Raw genomic sequence first — 17,117 nt, forward strand, 5'->3', positions numbered from 1 at the left:
CCCTCCAAATTCTTTACTTAGATTTTGCAAGCGCCGCCTGCGCAATCATCATCTTGTGCAGCGAGATCTTTCTGCGCGTCGTCTGCACCATCACGGGTGTTGTGATAGTACAGGGTTTTGACACCCAGCTTGTAGGCAGAAAGCAGATCTTTAAGAAGCAGCTTCATTGGTACCTTGCCACCAGCCTGTTTGCTTGGGTCGTAGTTCGTGTTGGCAGAGATTGCCTGGTCCACGAACTTCTGCATCAGACCAACCAGTTGCAGGTAACCGTCGTTTGACTCGATGTTCCAAAGCAACTCGTAGTTGTCTTTGTACTTGTCGTACTCAGGAACGACCTGCTTCAAGATGCCATCTTTAGACGCTTTAATTGATACGAAGCCGCGTGGAGGTTCGATCCCGTTTGTGGCGTTAGAGATTTGCGAAGAAGTCTCTGAAGGCATCAGTGCAGAAAGCGTTGAGTTACGCAGACCATGCTCCATGATCTCTGTGCGCAATGCATCCCAATCAAAGTGCAATGGCTCGTCACAAATCGCATCCAAATCACGCTTGTAAGTATCGATTGGCAGCAAGCCTTTCGCGTAGTTGGTTTCGTTAAATGAAGGACATGCGCCTTGCTCTTTCGCCAGACCAACAGACGCTTTCAACAGGTAGTACTGAATCGCTTCGAACGTGCGGTGAGTCAGGCCGTTTGCACTGCCGTCTGAGTAACGCACGCCATTTTTCGCCAGGTAGTACGCAAAGTTGATCACGCCTACACCCAAAGTACGACGGTTCATGGTCGCTTTACGTGCCGCTGGCAGCGGGTAATCCTGGTAATCCAGCAGTGAATCAAGTGCGCGGATAGTCAGGTCAGCCAACTCTTCCAGCTCGTCCAGTTCTTTAATCGCACCTAGGTTAAACGCAGACAGCGTACACAGTGCAATCTCGCCCTGATCGTCTTCAACGTTGGTCAATGGTTTGGTTGGCAGCGCGATTTCCAGACACAGGTTAGACTGGCGAATCGGTGCAACCTGAGGGTCAAACGGGCTGTGAGTATTACAGTGGTCCACGTTCTGGATGTAGATACGACCCGTTGAGGCACGCTCTTGCATCATCAGCGAGAACAGCTCTACCGCTTTGCGGGTTTCACGCTTGATGGATGGGTCGTTCTCGTACTGAACGTAAAGACGCTCAAATTCTTCTTGGTCTGCAAAGAACGCGTCGTACAATCCCGGTACATCTGATGGTGAGAACAGAGAAATGCTCTCACCTTTGATCAGGCGGGTGTACATCAGTTTGTTGATTTGAACGCCGTAGTCCATGTGACGAACACGGTTCTCTTCAACACCACGGTTATTCTTCAGAACCAGCAGACTTTCTACTTCACGGTGCCACATTGGGTAGAACAGGGTAGCTGCACCACCACGTACACCACCTTGTGAACAACACTTAACAGCTGTCTGGAAGTATTTGTAGAAAGGAATACAACCAGTGTGGAAAGCCTCGCCACCACGGATTGGGCTACCCAATGCACGGATGCGACCAGCGTTGATACCGATACCGGCACGCTGACTCACGTAGCGAACAATTGCACTCGCTGTTGCGTTGATTGAATCCAAACTGTCATCACACTCAATCAGTACACAAGAGCTGAACTGACGGGTTGGTGTGCGTACACCAGACATAATTGGTGTTGGCAGAGAAATCTTGAACAGAGATACCGCGTCATAGAAGCGACGGATGTAGTCCAGACGGGTCTCTTTCGGATAGTTAGCAAATAGACATGCTGCAACCATAATGTACAAAAACTGTGCACTTTCGTAGATTTCACCAGTAACACGGTTCTGTACCAAATATTTACCTTCCAACTGCTTCACTGCTGCGTATGAAAAATTCATATCTCGCCAGTGGTCAATGTAGGTATCAAGAATGTTCAATTCTTCGGCAGTATAGTCTTCAAGCAGATGCTTATCATACTTGCCCATATCAACCATTTTGTTGACGTGGTCGAAAAGCGTTGGTGGCTCAAATTGGCCGTAAGCCTTCTTGCGCAAGTGAAAAACGGCCAAGCGTGCAGCCAGATACTGATAATCCGGCGTCTCTTCAGAGATCAGATCTGCAGCAGCTTTGATGATGGTTTCGTGAATGTCTTCAGTTTTGATACCGTCGTAAAATTGAATGTGAGAACGGAGTTCGACTTGTGATACAGAGACATTGTCGAGGCCTTCAGCGGCCCAGGTGATGACGCGGTGGATTTTGTCGAGATCTATGTTTTCCTTAACACCACTGCGCTTTTGGACGGTAATTTGTTGGTTCATTTATCTTGTTCCCGGTATTTCCTTGCCTGAAGACCTGTTTTAGCAAAATTTCACAAATTGCAAGGATGATTTGTGATCAATATTAAACTTATGGCGTAGTCATCAAAACACTATATATAGGGTCTACGCTCGACTTGAGTAACAAGATAGTGGTGGGAGGGAGATAATGCAAGTTCCCCCTGAAACAGGTGTCTGTGGATATCTTGGGGATGGGAATTGTTATGTTAGTGCTTACTCACTGTTTTATCCCAAGTAAGGCAATGGTATAGAAAAAATCAACGTTTTTTACGGTACGAAATCAAATAAAAAAAAATATTCTGCTTGCCTGATGACGCTTTCGGTGCATCCCGTTAAGCGTCTGAATAGTGGTTATTTTCTGTTCTGGACCAGTGTGATTGGGATCAGAATAATGACAGAATCTCTACAGGTTTATTAAAAATCTGATCGGCCTCCCATTCGGTTGGTCGATCGGTTTCGCCGATATACCCCCATGACGCCACCGCAGACATCATGTTGGCCGCTTTGGCAGCCACAATGTCATTCAGTATATCCCCAACATATAGGCATTTTTCTGGTTCGATAGTCAGAATCGACGCACCATGCAGTAATGGCGCAGGGTGGGGCTTTGCATGTGGTGTAGTGTCGGCACAGACAATGGTTCTGGCCTGCAAGAGCAAAGGGAAGTAGGGAAGGAGCATTCCAGTCAGAAACCCCGGCTTGTTTGTCACAATGCCCCAGGGGATTTGTCGAGCGGTGAGTTGTTCAAGCAACTCGATGACACCACTATATAGTGTGGTTGTGGTGCAAATGTTTTCTGCGTAGTGCTCGAGAAAGGAAAGTCGCAGCTGGTCGAGGTCTTTTCCTTGCAGCGTTTCACCAAATCCAGTACGCAACAATCCTCTTGCTCCGTGGCTGGTATTGGCTTGAATCTGTGAGTCAGAAAGTGGGGGAAGCCCATGGTCTTTAAGTACACAGTTTGCAGCGTTGGCCATATCCGGAGCAGTATCAAGTAGGGTGCCATCCAAATCAAACAGAACTGCTTCTACGCTTCCTTTCATTAATTTTCCTTGTTCAGGTTTTGGCGCTCAAAATAAAGCCCGGATTAGTCCGGGCTTTGAGTATGTACGATGTAATTCACGTCCACATTACGTGGTGACAGCCAGTATCGATCCGTCAGTGGATTGTAATGTAATCCTGTCATGTGTTGTTCCTGAAGTGGCGTGTAGTCGATCATCTTCAGCAACTCAGAAGGGCGGATGAACTTGTTATGGTCATGCGTGCCTTTAGGCACAATCTTCATCACATGCTCGGCACCAACAATCGCAAACAACCAGGATTTAGTATTGCGGTTTAGGGTAGAGAAGAATACGTGACCGCCCGGTTTTACCATCTTCGCACAGGAAGCAATCACAGAAGCAGGATCGGGTACATGCTCCAGCATTTCCATGCAGGTCACCACATCGTAATGGCCCTGATGTGCTTCAGCATGTTCTTCGGCAGTAGATTGTACGTAAGAGACAGTCGTGCCTGTTTCTAGCGCGTGCAAACGTGCCACCGTTAGTGGCTCTTTGCCCATATCGAGGCCGGTTACATCGGCACCTTCTCGTGCCATGCTTTCTGCCAAGATACCGCCACCACAACCCACATCGAGTACTTTCTTGCCAAAAATCCCGCAGCTTTTCTCAATCACATAGTTGAGGCGAAGGGGATTGATTCGGTGTAAAGGCTTAAACTCACCTTCCAGGTCCCACCAACGGGAAGCCATGTCTTCGAATTTTTGAATTTCCGCCGGATCGACGTTGAGTTGGGTTGTCATCTACATCTTATCCCTAAATTTTTTTTCCATTATACCCGTTTTGATTGCCATTGCAGGTGGAAGATTCATTGCTCAATACAGCAAGGTTGAAGTCTTTATGATTTGAATGTTACTACGGCTGATGGATAGATAAAGATTGAGCGAGGAGATCACAAAGCCGGAGGCAGACCCCCGGCGAGATTGGAAAAGTAGATGGTTATCGTGTTGGATAAAAGTTAAGCGGCATTGGTAACGGCAACAGCAGCCAGAAGCCCTAACAAAGTGTATTTTCCAACAATGATTGCCATACCCACCGCATTGATTGCTTGATGTAACATAGCGCACCCCCAATTTTTCTTAGCGACACTTTGCTGTGTCATGGGTATTTTCCCCTACAGAAAAAAGGGATATTGAGAGCAGGTTCCCATTGTACTTTTCCCTCCTTTATTACATCCGGATCCGTGAAGTAGGTGGTTTTCTCTGTTGAAAGGCGATTTAGCCGGCTTTGGATATGAAAAAAGACGCCTGAGCGCTTCTCAGCCTTTTTGGCAAATTTTGCTGGTTCCACCCTGTCATTGAGCGTTTTTTGGCCCTGTCGTGCGTTAGAGCGCCAAAATAAGAGTAATTCGTGATTTATCTCGGGTTTAGGCTGTGACTCTTTGCCCGCTTTTATGGTATTCTCACCTGTCTTGCACGTAGTCATTTTTGACATACTTACCTGAGGGATATTGGCTCCATGAGCGATCTTGCTAAAGAGATCACGCCCGTCAACATTGAAGAGGAGCTGAAAAGCTCATACCTCGACTACGCGATGTCAGTTATCGTGGGTCGTGCTCTTCCAGATGTGCGTGATGGCCTGAAGCCTGTACACCGCCGCGTTCTTTTCGCGATGAATGTACTGGGCAATGACTGGAACAAAGCATATAAAAAATCTGCGCGTGTTGTTGGTGATGTGATCGGTAAATACCACCCACACGGTGACAGCGCTGTTTACGACACCATTGTTCGTATGGCTCAGCCGTTCTCACTGCGTTACATGCTGGTCGATGGCCAGGGTAACTTCGGTTCGATTGACGGCGACTCAGCGGCAGCAATGCGTTACACCGAAGTTCGCATGGCGAAAATCGCCCACGAGCTGTTGGCTGATCTGGATAAAGAAACTGTCGATTACGTTCCTAACTACGACGGTACTGAACAGATCCCAGAGGTAATGCCTACCCGTATTCCAAACCTTCTGGTGAACGGTGCTTCCGGTATCGCCGTAGGTATGGCGACCAATATTCCTCCGCATAACCTGACAGAAGTGATTAACGGTTGTTTGGCGTACATTGAGAATGAAGACATCACGATTGAAGAGTTGATGACTCACATTCCTGGCCCAGACTTCCCAACTGCTGCAATGATCAATGGCCGTAAAGGCATTGAAGATGCTTACCGCACCGGTCGTGGCAAGATTTATCTGCGTTCAAAAGCAGACATCGAAGTCGAGAAGAACGGTAAAGAAACCATCATCGTTACCGAAATCCCTTATCAGGTGAACAAAGCGCGTTTGATCGAGAAGATCGCCGAGCTGGTTAAAGATAAGAAGATTGAAGGTATCAGTGCACTGCGTGATGAGTCTGACAAAGACGGTATGCGCATTGTTATCGAATGTAAGCGTGATGCGGTAGGTGAGGTTATCCTCAACAACCTGTACGCACAAACTCAGCTTCAAACCTCTTTCGGTATCAACATGGTTGCGCTGGACAACAACCAGCCACGCCTGTTTGGTCTTAAAGACATGCTGAAGTGCTTCGTGAATCACCGCCGTGAAGTGGTGACACGTCGTACTATTTTCGAACTGCGTAAAGCCCGCGACCGTGCACACATCCTTGAAGGTTTGGCCATTGCTCTGGCGAATATCGATGAAATCATCGAGATGATCCGTAATGCACAAACCCCAGCGATTGCGCGCGAAGAGCTGCAAAACCGTGGTTGGGAATTGGGTACTGTAGCTGCGATGCTGGAAGCAACCGGTGTTGATGCTGCACGTCCTGAGTGGCTGGAAGACGAGTTCGGTGTTCGTGATGGTAAGTACTACCTGACTGAGCAACAAGCGCAAGCTATCTTGGATCTGCGCCTGCACAAACTGACAGGTCTCGAGCACGAGAAGATCCTGGATGAATACAAAGAGCTGCTGGCATTGATCGGCGAGCTGATGTTCATTCTGTCCAGTCCTGAGCGTCTGATGGAAGTGATCACCGAAGAGCTGACTGCTGTTCGTGATGGTTTTGGCGATGAGCGCCGCACTGAAATCACAGCTGCAAGTGCTGACATCGACATCGAAGACCTGATCAATCAGGAAGACGTTGTTGTGACCCTGTCACATGAAGGTTACGTGAAGTATCAGCCTCTGACTGACTATGAAGCGCAGCGTCGTGGTGGTAAAGGTAAGTCAGCGACACGAATGAAAGAAGAAGACTACATTGAGCGTCTTCTGGTGGCGAATACACACGATACTATTCTGTGTTTCTCAAGCCGTGGCCGTATGTACTGGCTGAAGGTTTACCAATTGCCGTTGGCATCACGTACTGCTCGTGGTAAACCGATTGTTAACCTGCTGCCTCTGGAGCAGGACGAGCGCATCACTGCGATCCTTCCTGTTAAAGAGTACGAAGAAGACAAGTTCGTCTTCATGGCAACCGGTGACGGTACTGTGAAGAAGACACCGCTGACTGATTTCAGCCGTCCTCGTAGCGCAGGTATCATCGCAGTGAATCTGCGTGAAAACGACTCCCTGATTGGCGTTGATATCACTACTGGTGATAACGACATCATGCTGTTCTCGAAGTCTGGCAAAGTTGTTCGCTTCAACGAAGGCCAGGTTCGTGGCATGGGCCGTACCGCGGCTGGTGTTCGCGGTATCAAACTGGCAGAGGGCGACAAAGTTGTTTCTCTGATTGTTCCTCACAATGACGGTGATGTTCTGACGGTAACTGAAAACGGTTACGGTAAGCGCACTGAGCTTGTTGAGTACCCAGCGAAGAGCCGTGCAACTCAGGGTGTTGTATCTATCAAGGTTTCTGAGCGTAACGGCTGTGTAGTTGGTGCGGTTCAGGTAGAAACCGGTGATGAATTCATGATGATCACCAACGCAGGTACGCTGGTACGTACCCGTGTGGCAGAAGTCAGCCAGGTTGGCCGTAACACCCAGGGTGTGACGCTAATCCGTACCTCGGAAGACGAGAAAGTGGTTGGCCTTCAGCGCATCGATGAGCCTGATGAAGAGTTGCTGCCATTGGATGAAGACGGTGAAGTTGACGCAGAAGTTCAACCAACTGCCGAAGCACCAGCAGAAGACTCAACAGATGGAGAAGCGACCGAGGAGTAATTCCTGGCCTGCATTCATCAATCTGAAAAAAACGCAGCATTCGCTGCGTTTTTTTTATTCCCTTTTTAATTGTGTCGTCATTAGATCAACACTTTCCGTTCCAATCGCTTGCGAAAGGTGATAAAACAAAACGAATAACAATTCATCACGGCTTCTCTCTGCCCCCATTTGCGGGCGTTGTCGGGAATGGATTTCCTCAGTGACAAAATTAGAAAGCCATAAATAAGCGATTTAATGCAGGAGCATTCAAAAATCATGGAAAAGGTATATAACTTCTCTGCTGGCCCGGCGATGTTGCCGGAAGCGGTTCTGGAAAAAGTACAGGGTGAACTGACTAACTGGAACAGCTTGGACACTTCCGTCATGGAGATTTCTCACCGCAGTAAGGAATTTCTGGCTGTTGTTGAAGAAGCCGAGAAAAACCTCCGTGAACTGCTGTCTATTCCTGACAACTACCATGTTCTTTACGCACAAGGCGGCGCCCGTGCGCAGTTTGCAGCGGTGCCAATGAACCTTTTGGGCAGCAACACCATTGCTGACTATGTAGACGGTGGGTACTGGGCAGCCAGTGCAGTAAAAGAAGCCAAAAAATACTGCACACCTAACGTGGTAACAGTAAAAACGGAAATCGATGGCAAACGCGCGATCTTGCCTGCGAAAGACTGGAAATTGAGTAACGATGCTGCGTTTGTTCACTTCTGTCCAAACGAAACCATTGACGGGATTGAAATCCGGGATTTGCCAGAAACAGACAAGCCAATCGTGGCAGACATGTCTTCGACGATTCTGTCTCGTCCTATCGATGTGTCTAAGTACGGTGTGATTTACGCGGGTGCGCAGAAAAATATCGGTCCTGCTGGCATCACGCTGGTGATTGTTCGTGACGACCTGCTGGGCAAAGCGAAAGACTTCCTGCCGAACGTACTGAACTACGCCACGCTGGTAGATAAAGAGTCTATGTTCAATACGCCACCGACATTTGGTTGGTATCTGGCGGGTGAAGTATACAAATGGCTGAAAGAGCAGGGTGGCGTGGAAGCCATGCAGAAGAAAAATGAAGAGAAAGCTGCGTTGCTTTACGACTTCATTGATGGTTCTGACTTCTACGTGAACAACATCCATGCTGACAACCGTTCTTTGATGAACGTGCCTTTCCAGTTGGTGAATCCTGAGCTTGATGCGAAATTCCTGGCTGAATCAGATGCGCTTGGTCTGAAAGCGCTGAAAGGCCACCGTGATGTGGGTGGTATGCGTGCATCTATCTACAATGCGATGTCTTTGGAAGGTGTTCAGGCACTGGTTGCCTTTATGAAAGACTTCGAAGCCAAAAACGCGTAATAAGCCAAGTTTGCGCTTACCACCGTGTTCTAAAAGCCGCCGTTAACTGGCGGTTTTTTTACGCCGCTTTTTTGAAAATTGCACGCCTGACTTTCGCTTTCACCGAGCGCCAATGGGTGATCGGGCGGTTCGGTGAACGAGCTCTCAAATGAGCGATAATTTCTTCCGTTAATTCAATTTCACCGCCATGGGCAAGCCAGACGCCTCGAGGCTTTAGTTGTACGATTTTATCGACCGACGCTTTGTAGCGATTAGGGTAGAAGACGGGAAAAGGCGGAATGTAACGCCCTTTGACTGTCACCATTAAGTCGGCCACATAAACTCGATGCGTTGGTTCATGGTATAGAGACAAATCGCGATCGGTATGCCCTTGGGTAAAAAGCGCTTTCCATTCAGTAAAGCCGGGCAGTGGCTCTTCATCATTCAACATTACATCTGCTTTCAGCTTTCTGTTGTACCAAATGTTTTTTGCTGGTTGGCCTTTCCGTTTGGCCACCCACTTTGCCAAAAGTAAGTCGCTCCAATGCATCAGCACACCATCCAGTCCTTGATACCAGTTGCCTGGGACGTTGGCTGTGGCTATCTGACAGCCCGATAACTCTCGAAGTTTCACCGCTCCACCCGCGTGGTCGGGGTGCATGTGAGTGACGACGACCAACTTCAGATCATTTAAAGAGCGGTTCAGCTCTTCGGTGATGAACTGGCAAACTTTATCAACGTCAGCCCGGCTGCAGCCATCTAAGAGCAAGAGTCCATGCTGATGCTCAGCAAGGTAAATGGATTGAATGTAGCCGTCTAACTGGTGCAGTTTGATCAGTGTCGACACGTGGGACTCCTCTCTCATCAGACCAGTGAGAGTATACCCATTCGTATCAATTTTTCTGCATATTTGTAGTTGAAGTGTTAAATCAGAACAAAGCGTAAGCACTTGGCGCAAACGGTTTCCGCAACCGATTGCTTTTGGTTTTTTCCCGGATAGAATGGCGCGAAATTTCCTTCAGCCCAATCACTTAACTGATTGAATGCTCTGAGTAACAGCAATCACAGAGAGAAGCATTCTATCAACTGCTCTACCCATTCAGCGTATTGCAGCGAGTGAGTTTAAATAGGTATAACAATGAGCTCTCAGCGCCCATCAGAAAACGCTCGTCCATCGGAACTCGTCTATCGATTGGATGACAGGCCACCCTTGCCACAAACGCTTTTCGCTGCTTTCCAACACCTTTTAGCTATGTTTGTCGCAGTGGTGACGCCCTCTTTAATCATCTGCCAGGCACTTGGGCTTCCTACGAGTGACACCAACACCATCGTGAGCATGTCACTGTTTGCGTCGGGTATTGCTTCGTTTATCCAAATCCGTACGTTCGGTCCGCTGGGATCGGGGCTACTTTCCATTCAAGGCACAAGCTTTAACTTTCTAGGACCAATTATTGGCGCTGGTTTGGCGATGAAGGCAGGCGGTACGCCAACGGAAACAATGATGGCGGCGATCTTCGGGACCATTATGGTTGCTTCCCTAACTGAAGTTTTCCTTTCACGTGTGCTGGAACATGCGCAGCGTATTATTACGCCGCTAGTATCTGGTATCGTCGTTACCCTGATTGGCTTGACGCTGATTCAGGTAGGTCTAACCTCGATGGGTGGCGGTTATGCCGCGATAGAAAACGGCACCTTCGGTGATTTGAAAAATCTGTTGTTGGCGGGTTCAGTGCTGGCTGTGATCGTCTTTTTAAATCGTATCGATAATCCTTATCTGCGTGTATCGTCGATTGTGATCGCGATGACAGTCGGCACAATCATCGCCTATGCCTTGGGTATGGTGAACAGCGCGCCAACAGAAGATGTCGCCTTCTTTGCCATCCCGCAACCTATGCAGTACGGCATCTCGTTCGACTTTGCGCTACTTATTCCTCTCATTATCGTCTTTTTGGTGACTTCATTGGAGGCGATTGGTGATATTACAGCAACGTCGGAAACATCGGAGCAGCCAGTGTCAGGGCCTATTTACATGAAACGAATCAAAGGCGGTGTATTGGCGGATGGTGTGAACTCGGCATTGGCAGCGGTATTGAACAGCTTTCCTAATTCTACGTTTAGTCAGAACAACGGCATTATCCAGTTAACAGGCGTAGCAAGCCGTTATATCGGTTACTTTGTTGCGGGTATGCTGGTGATTTTGGGCCTGCTGCCCGGAGTAGCAACGCTGGTTCAGCTGATTCCGGAACCTGTACTAGGCGGTGCAACCATCGTGATGTTCGGTACGATTGCGGCCTCGGGTATCCGTATTATTTCCCGCTGTGAGCTTAACCGACGCGCGATTCTCATCATGGCGCTTTCATTCTCAATGGGATTAGGTATCGCTCAGAAGCCAGAAATCCTTCAGTTTATGCCTGAGTGGATTAAAAACATTCTCTCGTCGGGCATGGCGGCAGGTGGTTTGACAGCGATTATCCTGAATTTGGTGTTGCCACCGGACAGCGAGCCTAAGGAAAGTTAACGCACTTTGCTAGAAGGGTAGCAGTAGCAATACTTAACGCCGCTATCCTTCTCTAATCTCTAATCTCTAATCTCTAATCTCTAATCTCTAATCTCTAATCTCTAATCTCTAATCTCTAATCTCTAATCTCTAATCTCTAATCTCTGACCTCAGATCGTTTTCTTGTTTTTTCTGGCTTGTCTCTATACTGAGAAAGTGGAGGTGCAGTTATGTCGAATCGTTCTGAATCACTTGACCTGAAAGGTGCAGACATGGAGTCGCAATTAGAAGGTATGCAGGGAAGTGAAAAGGAAAGTTACAACAGCCAGTTAACTGATAACCCAGAGCAAAAAGTCATGACATGCCAATATCAGGATCCTGATGGCGAAGCCCATTGCTGTCATGAACCCGCAGGAGAGTCGGGCTTTTGTTTCTGGCACGATGAAAATACCCCAAAAGACCAGCCGGATGTAAAAGAGAAGCTTGAGAAATATGCTAAGCGCGGTGGGCAGCTGCGGGGGATTATTTGCAAGCGCGCCAATCTCGTTGATGTGAATTTGGTGAAGCATGGGCCTGGTGGGGGCTATGACCTTAGCTACGCTAACTTTTACCGCTCCAACATGACTAATGCACACCTGTTCAACGCCAAGTTTGATCACGGCAGTTTGATGAAAGCCGACTTGCATGACGCCAATATTCACTGCGCCAGTTTTCTAAAATGCAACTTGCTTGGCGTGAAACTCACTGATACCAAGATTGATAACATCAAGATTGGTGACACCTTACAGCAAGAGGTGGAAGGGCGGGTCGCCGAGAAAAAGGGGGACATGGAAAAAGCACTCGACCTTTACGAGCAGTCTGAAGAAATTTATCGGGATCTACGAAAAGCTTCAGAAGCACAGGGCATTTTCACCATGGCAGGGCATTTCCTCCAAAAAGAACTGACCATGCGACGATATCAAATGCCTTTGTTTTCCACTCAGCGGGCGATGTCGAAAACCGTTGACCTTTTTTGTGGGTACGGAGAAAGTCCTATTCGGGTCGTGTTTTTCTCCCTGGCGCTAATTTTTCTGTGTGCGATGATCTACTTCTTCACCGGCATCCAATTTGCTGGGGAGTATGTCGGGTTCCAACAATCTCAAGCCTTTGACGCCAATATGATGGCGTTTTTTGATTGTCTGTATTACAGCGTAGTGACCTTTACAACGCTCGGCTATGGTGACTTTATACCAATAGGAATGTCGCGGTTAGTCGCTGCATCAGAAGCATTCACTGGAAGCTTTACGATAGCTTTGTTCGTTGTGGTTTTCGTTAAGAAAATGACCCGTTAAACTCCACAATACTAATCGGTCTTTAAAAGCAGCAAAGGGTAGCCCCGGCGCTGCTTTTTCGTTACTCTCGAGATACGAAAAATTAAGGATTTATTTTGTTCAGATGGAGCAGTTGACGTTACAACCCATTTCTAAAATTAACGGTGAAGTGAATCTTCCCGGTTCTAAAAGTGTTTCTAACCGCGCGCTTTTACTTGCCGCGCTGGCTAAAGGCACAACCCGCCTGACCAACCTGCTGGATAGTGATGATATTCGCCACATGCTCAATGCACTGAGCAAGCTGGGGGTGACTTATCGTCTGTCAGCCGACAAAACCGAGTGTGAAGTCGAAGGTCTGGGTGGCGCATTTAAAACGTCTGAACCCCTCGAACTTTTTCTAGGTAATGCTGGCACTGCGATGCGCCCGCTGGCGGCGGCGCTTTGCCTTGGCGAAGGTGAATATGTACTGACGGGTGAGCCTCGTATGAAGGAGCGCCCAATTGGACACCTGATCGATGCGATGCGCACAGTCGGTGCAGACGTGACCTATCTGGAAAATGAAAACTACCCACCACTGAAAATTGTCAGTAATGACATTCAAGGTGGCGACGTAGAAATCGACGGTACGATTTCAAGTCAGTTCCTGACTGCGCTTTTGATGACGGCACCTCTTTTCAGTGGTGATACCAATATTCGAATCAAAGGCGATTTGGTTTCAAAGCCCTACATTGATATCACCTTGCACATCATGGCGCAGTTCGGTGTTGAAGTCGCAAATAGCGATTACCAGACCTTCCATGTTAAGGGTAATCAATCATACATCGCGCCAGGCGATTTCCTTGTTGAAGGTGATGCGTCATCTGCTTCTTACTTCTTGGCTGCTGCGGCAATCAAAGGTGGTGAAGTAAAAGTAACGGGAATTGGTAAAAAGAGCGTTCAGGGTGATGTGAAATTTGCAGATGCACTGGCTGCGATGGGCACTGAAATAGAGTGGGGTGATGATTATGTGATTGCACGTCGCGGTGAATTGAAAGCCGTCGATTTGGATTTTAATCATATTCCTGACGCAGCGATGACCATCGCTACAGCAGCGCTGTTTGCGGAAGGTACTACCTCTATCCGTAACGTGTATAACTGGCGTGTTAAAGAGACGGATCGCCTGTCGGCTATGGCCACAGAATTGCGTAAAGTTGGTGCGGAAGTCGAAGAAGGTGAAGATTACATCACTATTACTCCGACACCAAACCTGCAACATGCAGCGATTGATACCTACGATGACCATCGTATGGCGATGTGTTTCTCATTGGTGGCGCTCAGTGATACGCCAGTGACCATCAATGACCCAAAATGTACCTCTAAAACCTTTCCAGACTACTTCGATAAACTGGCTTCCTTGTCGGAAAGTTAAAGAAACAGATTGTCAGTGACAGACAACAGGCCAGCGATTCGCTGGCCTGTTTTTTTTGCCCAGACTTCCCTATAATACGCCACCGATTCTATGGAGTAATTCGCAGTAAGTTGGTGAGTATTCATCAACTAAGTTGCTCTATTTTAAAACGATCTGGAGAATTCTATGTCTACCCAAGCACCCGTAATTACTGTTGATGGCCCTAGCGGTGCCGGAAAAGGTACCCTTTGCATGCTATTGGCGGAGAAGCTGGGCTGGCATTTGCTCGATTCAGGCGCCATCTATCGTGTGCTTGCGCTGGCAGCAATTCACCATGGTGTTGATCCTGATTCAGAAGACGCTTTGGTACCGCTGGCTGCCCATTTAGATGTGCAGTTCAAAGCGGAAGGTGAGTTGGTGAAGGTGATCCTCGAAGGCGAGGATGTGTCCAGCGAGCTGCGCAAAGAAGAAACTGGCATGGCGGCATCCAAAGTCGCGGCATTACCGCGCGTTCGTGAAGCTTTGTTGCGTCGTCAACGCGCGTTTGCAGATGCTCCGGGATTAGTAGCTGATGGTCGCGATATGGGCACAGTAGTATTTCCTAAAGCGGAAGTGAAAATCTTCTTGGATGCAAGCGCTGAAGAACGCGCTCAGCGCCGCATGAATCAGTTGCAACTAAAGGGGTTAGATGTTAACTTTGACCGCCTTTTGAGCGAAATTCAGGAACGTGATGATCGTGACCGCAACCGCGCAGTTGCACCATTGCGTCCCGCAGATGATGCTTTAGTTCTGGATTCAACCTCTCTCAACATTGAGCAGGTGCTAGAGCAAGCATTGTCCTATATTGAAAGTAAACTTACCGTTGCTTCTTGAAGCAGCGGGTTTAAACCGTTGGTCGCAAGGATGATGACTGACATTACTATCAACCCCACGTGGTAGGACACCCGTGGTAGTTTAAATATTGAAGATTAAATTAATGACTGAATCTTTTGCTTCACTCTTTGAAGAATCTCTTAAAGAGCTAGAAACCCGCCCAGGTGCGATCGTTAAAGGTACTGTAGTAGCTATCGAGAACGGTTACGTTCTGGTTGACGCAGGCCTGAAATCTGAATCTTCTATCCCAGCTGAGCAATTCAAAAACGCTGCTGGCGAGCTGGAAATCGAAGTTGGTGCTGAAGTAGATGTAGCACTGGACGCGATTGAAGATGGTTTCGGTGAGACTCAACTGTCTCGCGAAAAAGCGAAGCGCCACGAAGCTTGGATCCAACTGGAGAAAGCTTACGAAGAAGCTGAAACTGTTATCGGTGTTATCAACGGTAAAGTTAAAGGCGGTTTCACTGTTGAGCTGAACGGCATCCGTGCGTTCCTGCCAGGTTCACTGGTTGACGTACGTCCAGTACGTGACACTGCTCACCTTGAAGGCAAAGAGCTGGAGTTCAAAGTTATCAAGCTGGACCAGAAGCGCAACAACGTTGTTGTTTCTCGTCGCGCAGTTATCGAATCTGAAAACAGCGTTGAGCGTGATGAACTGCTGGCTTCTCTGCAAGAAGGCATGGAAGTTAAAGGTATCGTTAAGAACCTGACCGACTACGGTGCATTCGTAGATCTGGGCGGTGTTGACGGCCTGCTGCACATCACTGACATGGCTTGGAAACGCGTTAAGCACCCATCAGAAATCGTTAACGTAGGTGACGAGATTCTGGTTAAAGTTCTGAAGTTCGACCGTGACCGCACTCGCGTATCACTGGGTCTGAAGCAACTGGGTGAAGATCCATGGGTAGCAATTGCTAACCGTTACCCAGAAGGTCACAAACTGACTGGTCGCGTAACCAACCTGACGGACTACGGCTGCTTCGTTGAAATCGAAGAAGGCGTTGAAGGTCTGGTACACGTTTCTGAAATGGACTGGACTAACAAAAACATTCACCCATCTAAAGTTGTTAACGTGGGTGACGAAGTTGAAGTTATGGTTCTGGACATCGACGAAGAGCGTCGTCGCATCAGCCTGGGTCTGAAGCAATGTAAAGCTAACCCATGGCAGTCGTTTGCAGAAATGCAAAACAAAGGCGATCGCGTAACTGGTAAGATCAAGTCAATCACTGACTTCGGTATCTTCATCGGTCTGGACGGCGGCATCGACGGTCTGGTTCACCTGTCTGACATTTCTTGGAATGTTGCAGGCGAAGAAGCAGTTCGCGACTTCAAGAAAGGCGACGAAATCTCTGCAGTTGTTCTGCAAGTAGATGCTGAGCGTGAGCGTATCTCTCTGGGCATCAAGCAGATGGAAGAAGACCCATTCAACAACTACCTTGCTGACAACAAGAAAGGTGCGATTGTTAAGGGTAAAGTAACTGCAGTTGACGCTAAAGGCGCAACCGTTGAGCTGATCGAAGGCGTTGAAGGTTACCTGCGTGCTTCTGAAGCATCACGTGACCGCGTTGAAGATGCGACTCTGGTTCTGGCTGTTGGCGACGAAGTTGAAGCGAAGTTCACCGGTGTTGACCGTAAGAACCGCGTAATCAACCTGTCTGTTCGCGCGAAAGACGAAGCTGAAGAGCAAGAAGCAATGGCAACTCTGAACAAAGCTGAAGAAGGCGCGTTCGGTAATGCAATGGCTGACGCGTTCAAAGCTGCGAAAAGCGAATAATTAATGTGAAGTGAGGGGGAAAAATTCTCCCTCTACAGTTATACTGTTGAGAAACATACTAAAAGCGGGGTGATCATGACCAAGTCTGAGTTGATCGAAAGACTATGTAGTCAACAAACCCATCTTTCTGCCAAACAGGTAGAAGATGCCATCAAGGAAATCCTTGAACACATGGCCACTACACTCGAGGAAGGTGACAGAATCGAGATTCGTGGTTTTGGTAGTTTCTCTTTGCATTATCGCGCTCCTCGTGTTGGACGCAATCCAAAAACTGGTGACAAGGTTGAGCTCGACGGCAAGTACGTCCCTCATTTCAAACCAGGCAAGGAGCTTCGCGACCGAGTCAACATTAGCTGATTCGATTTCGAATAAAAAAACGGCATGCTATTCGTATGCCGTTTTTTTTATGCCCATTGCAATGGTCTGACAAGCCAAATTGCTGCATAATCACATATATACCCAAATCTCTTCTTCTGGGCATGGCAGTTGCCGAGGGG

General features: G+C 48.0%; 12 protein-coding genes. 8 read left to right on the top strand and 4 right to left on the bottom strand.

The features are described from left to right. Positions 1-17 precede the first annotated feature (17 nt). The 3 genes from nrdA to ubiG all read right to left on the bottom strand — a co-directional run bounded on the left by nrdA (position 18) and on the right by ubiG (position 4,113). A complete protein-coding gene (gene nrdA / locus GCE9029_RS02525; protein ID WP_062660886.1) occupies positions 18-2,297 on the bottom strand; it encodes a class 1a ribonucleoside-diphosphate reductase subunit alpha in 2,280 nt (759 codons plus the stop codon). Positions 2,298-2,698: 401 nt separating this feature from the next. Next, on the bottom strand, positions 2,699-3,355 hold the full coding sequence (locus GCE9029_RS02530) for an HAD family hydrolase (protein WP_062660887.1): 657 nt from the start codon (positions 3,353-3,355) through the stop codon (positions 2,699-2,701). A 44-nt stretch (positions 3,356-3,399) separates the two neighbouring features. Next, a complete protein-coding gene (gene ubiG / locus GCE9029_RS02535) occupies positions 3,400-4,113 on the bottom strand; it encodes a bifunctional 2-polyprenyl-6-hydroxyphenol methylase/3-demethylubiquinol 3-O-methyltransferase UbiG (RefSeq protein ID WP_062660888.1) in 714 nt (237 codons plus the stop codon). A 715-nt stretch (positions 4,114-4,828) separates the two neighbouring features. Here ubiG and gyrA point away from each other — a divergent pair. After that, positions 4,829-7,462 (top strand): DNA topoisomerase (ATP-hydrolyzing) subunit A, encoded by a 2,634-nt coding sequence (gene gyrA / locus GCE9029_RS02545; protein WP_062660890.1) that lies wholly within the window; start codon positions 4,829-4,831, stop codon positions 7,460-7,462. A 255-nt stretch (positions 7,463-7,717) separates the two neighbouring features. After that, on the top strand, positions 7,718-8,800 hold the full coding sequence (gene serC / locus GCE9029_RS02550) for a 3-phosphoserine/phosphohydroxythreonine transaminase (protein WP_062660891.1): 1,083 nt from the start codon (positions 7,718-7,720) through the stop codon (positions 8,798-8,800). Between the two features lie 58 nt (positions 8,801-8,858). On the opposite strand, the gene GCE9029_RS02555 is transcribed toward serC, so the two are convergent. Then, positions 8,859-9,614 carry an MBL fold metallo-hydrolase gene (locus GCE9029_RS02555; protein WP_062663101.1) on the bottom strand — a complete coding sequence of 252 codons (756 nt, stop codon included), beginning with the start codon at positions 9,612-9,614 and terminating at the stop codon, positions 8,859-8,861. A 303-nt stretch (positions 9,615-9,917) separates the two neighbouring features. Between GCE9029_RS02555 and GCE9029_RS02560 the strand changes: the two genes are divergently transcribed. The 6 genes from GCE9029_RS02560 (at position 9,918) to ihfB (ending at position 16,977) form a co-directional block, all read left to right on the top strand. After that, positions 9,918-11,297 carry a uracil-xanthine permease family protein gene (locus GCE9029_RS02560; RefSeq protein WP_062660892.1) on the top strand — a complete coding sequence of 460 codons (1,380 nt, stop codon included), beginning with the start codon at positions 9,918-9,920 and terminating at the stop codon, positions 11,295-11,297. A 209-nt stretch (positions 11,298-11,506) separates the two neighbouring features. Further along, on the top strand, positions 11,507-12,607 hold the full coding sequence (locus GCE9029_RS02565; RefSeq protein ID WP_062660893.1) for an ion channel: 1,101 nt from the start codon (positions 11,507-11,509) through the stop codon (positions 12,605-12,607). Between the two features lie 103 nt (positions 12,608-12,710). Continuing rightward, on the top strand, positions 12,711-13,994 hold the full coding sequence (aroA, locus tag GCE9029_RS02570; protein ID WP_062660894.1) for a 3-phosphoshikimate 1-carboxyvinyltransferase: 1,284 nt from the start codon (positions 12,711-12,713) through the stop codon (positions 13,992-13,994). A gap of 165 nt (positions 13,995-14,159) precedes the next feature. Beyond that, entirely contained in the window at positions 14,160-14,846 is a 687-nt protein-coding gene (gene cmk / locus GCE9029_RS02575; protein WP_062660895.1) for a (d)CMP kinase, read from the top strand. A gap of 103 nt (positions 14,847-14,949) precedes the next feature. Beyond that, positions 14,950-16,620, top strand: a complete 1,671-nt coding sequence (gene rpsA, locus GCE9029_RS02580) for a 30S ribosomal protein S1 (protein WP_062660896.1) — start codon at positions 14,950-14,952, stop codon at positions 16,618-16,620. Positions 16,621-16,695: 75 nt separating this feature from the next. Beyond that, positions 16,696-16,977 (top strand): integration host factor subunit beta, encoded by a 282-nt coding sequence (gene ihfB, locus GCE9029_RS02585; RefSeq protein WP_002539244.1) that lies wholly within the window; start codon positions 16,696-16,698, stop codon positions 16,975-16,977. The last annotated feature ends 140 nt before the right edge of the window (positions 16,978-17,117 follow it).

Source organism: Grimontia celer (assembly GCF_900055185.1).
Lineage (GTDB): Bacteria > Pseudomonadota > Gammaproteobacteria > Enterobacterales > Vibrionaceae > Enterovibrio > Enterovibrio celer.

Bases quoted from the DNA above. Each gene is read 5' to 3' on its own strand.
- nrdA (WP_062660886.1), bottom strand. From the start codon at position 2,297: ATGAACCAACAAATTACCGTCCAAAAGCGCAGTGGTGTTAAGGAAAAC.
- GCE9029_RS02530 (WP_062660887.1), bottom strand. From the start codon at position 3,355: ATGAAAGGAAGCGTAGAAGCAGTTCTGTTTGATTTGGATGGCACCCTA.
- ubiG (WP_062660888.1), bottom strand. From the start codon at position 4,113: ATGACAACCCAACTCAACGTCGATCCGGCGGAAATTCAAAAATTCGAA.
- gyrA (WP_062660890.1), top strand. From the start codon at position 4,829: ATGAGCGATCTTGCTAAAGAGATCACGCCCGTCAACATTGAAGAGGAG.
- serC (WP_062660891.1), top strand. From the start codon at position 7,718: ATGGAAAAGGTATATAACTTCTCTGCTGGCCCGGCGATGTTGCCGGAA.
- GCE9029_RS02560 (WP_062660892.1), top strand. From the start codon at position 9,918: ATGAGCTCTCAGCGCCCATCAGAAAACGCTCGTCCATCGGAACTCGTC.
- GCE9029_RS02565 (WP_062660893.1), top strand. From the start codon at position 11,507: ATGTCGAATCGTTCTGAATCACTTGACCTGAAAGGTGCAGACATGGAG.
- aroA (WP_062660894.1), top strand. From the start codon at position 12,711: ATGGAGCAGTTGACGTTACAACCCATTTCTAAAATTAACGGTGAAGTG.
- cmk (WP_062660895.1), top strand. From the start codon at position 14,160: ATGTCTACCCAAGCACCCGTAATTACTGTTGATGGCCCTAGCGGTGCC.
- rpsA (WP_062660896.1), top strand. From the start codon at position 14,950: ATGACTGAATCTTTTGCTTCACTCTTTGAAGAATCTCTTAAAGAGCTA.
- ihfB (WP_002539244.1), top strand. From the start codon at position 16,696: ATGACCAAGTCTGAGTTGATCGAAAGACTATGTAGTCAACAAACCCAT.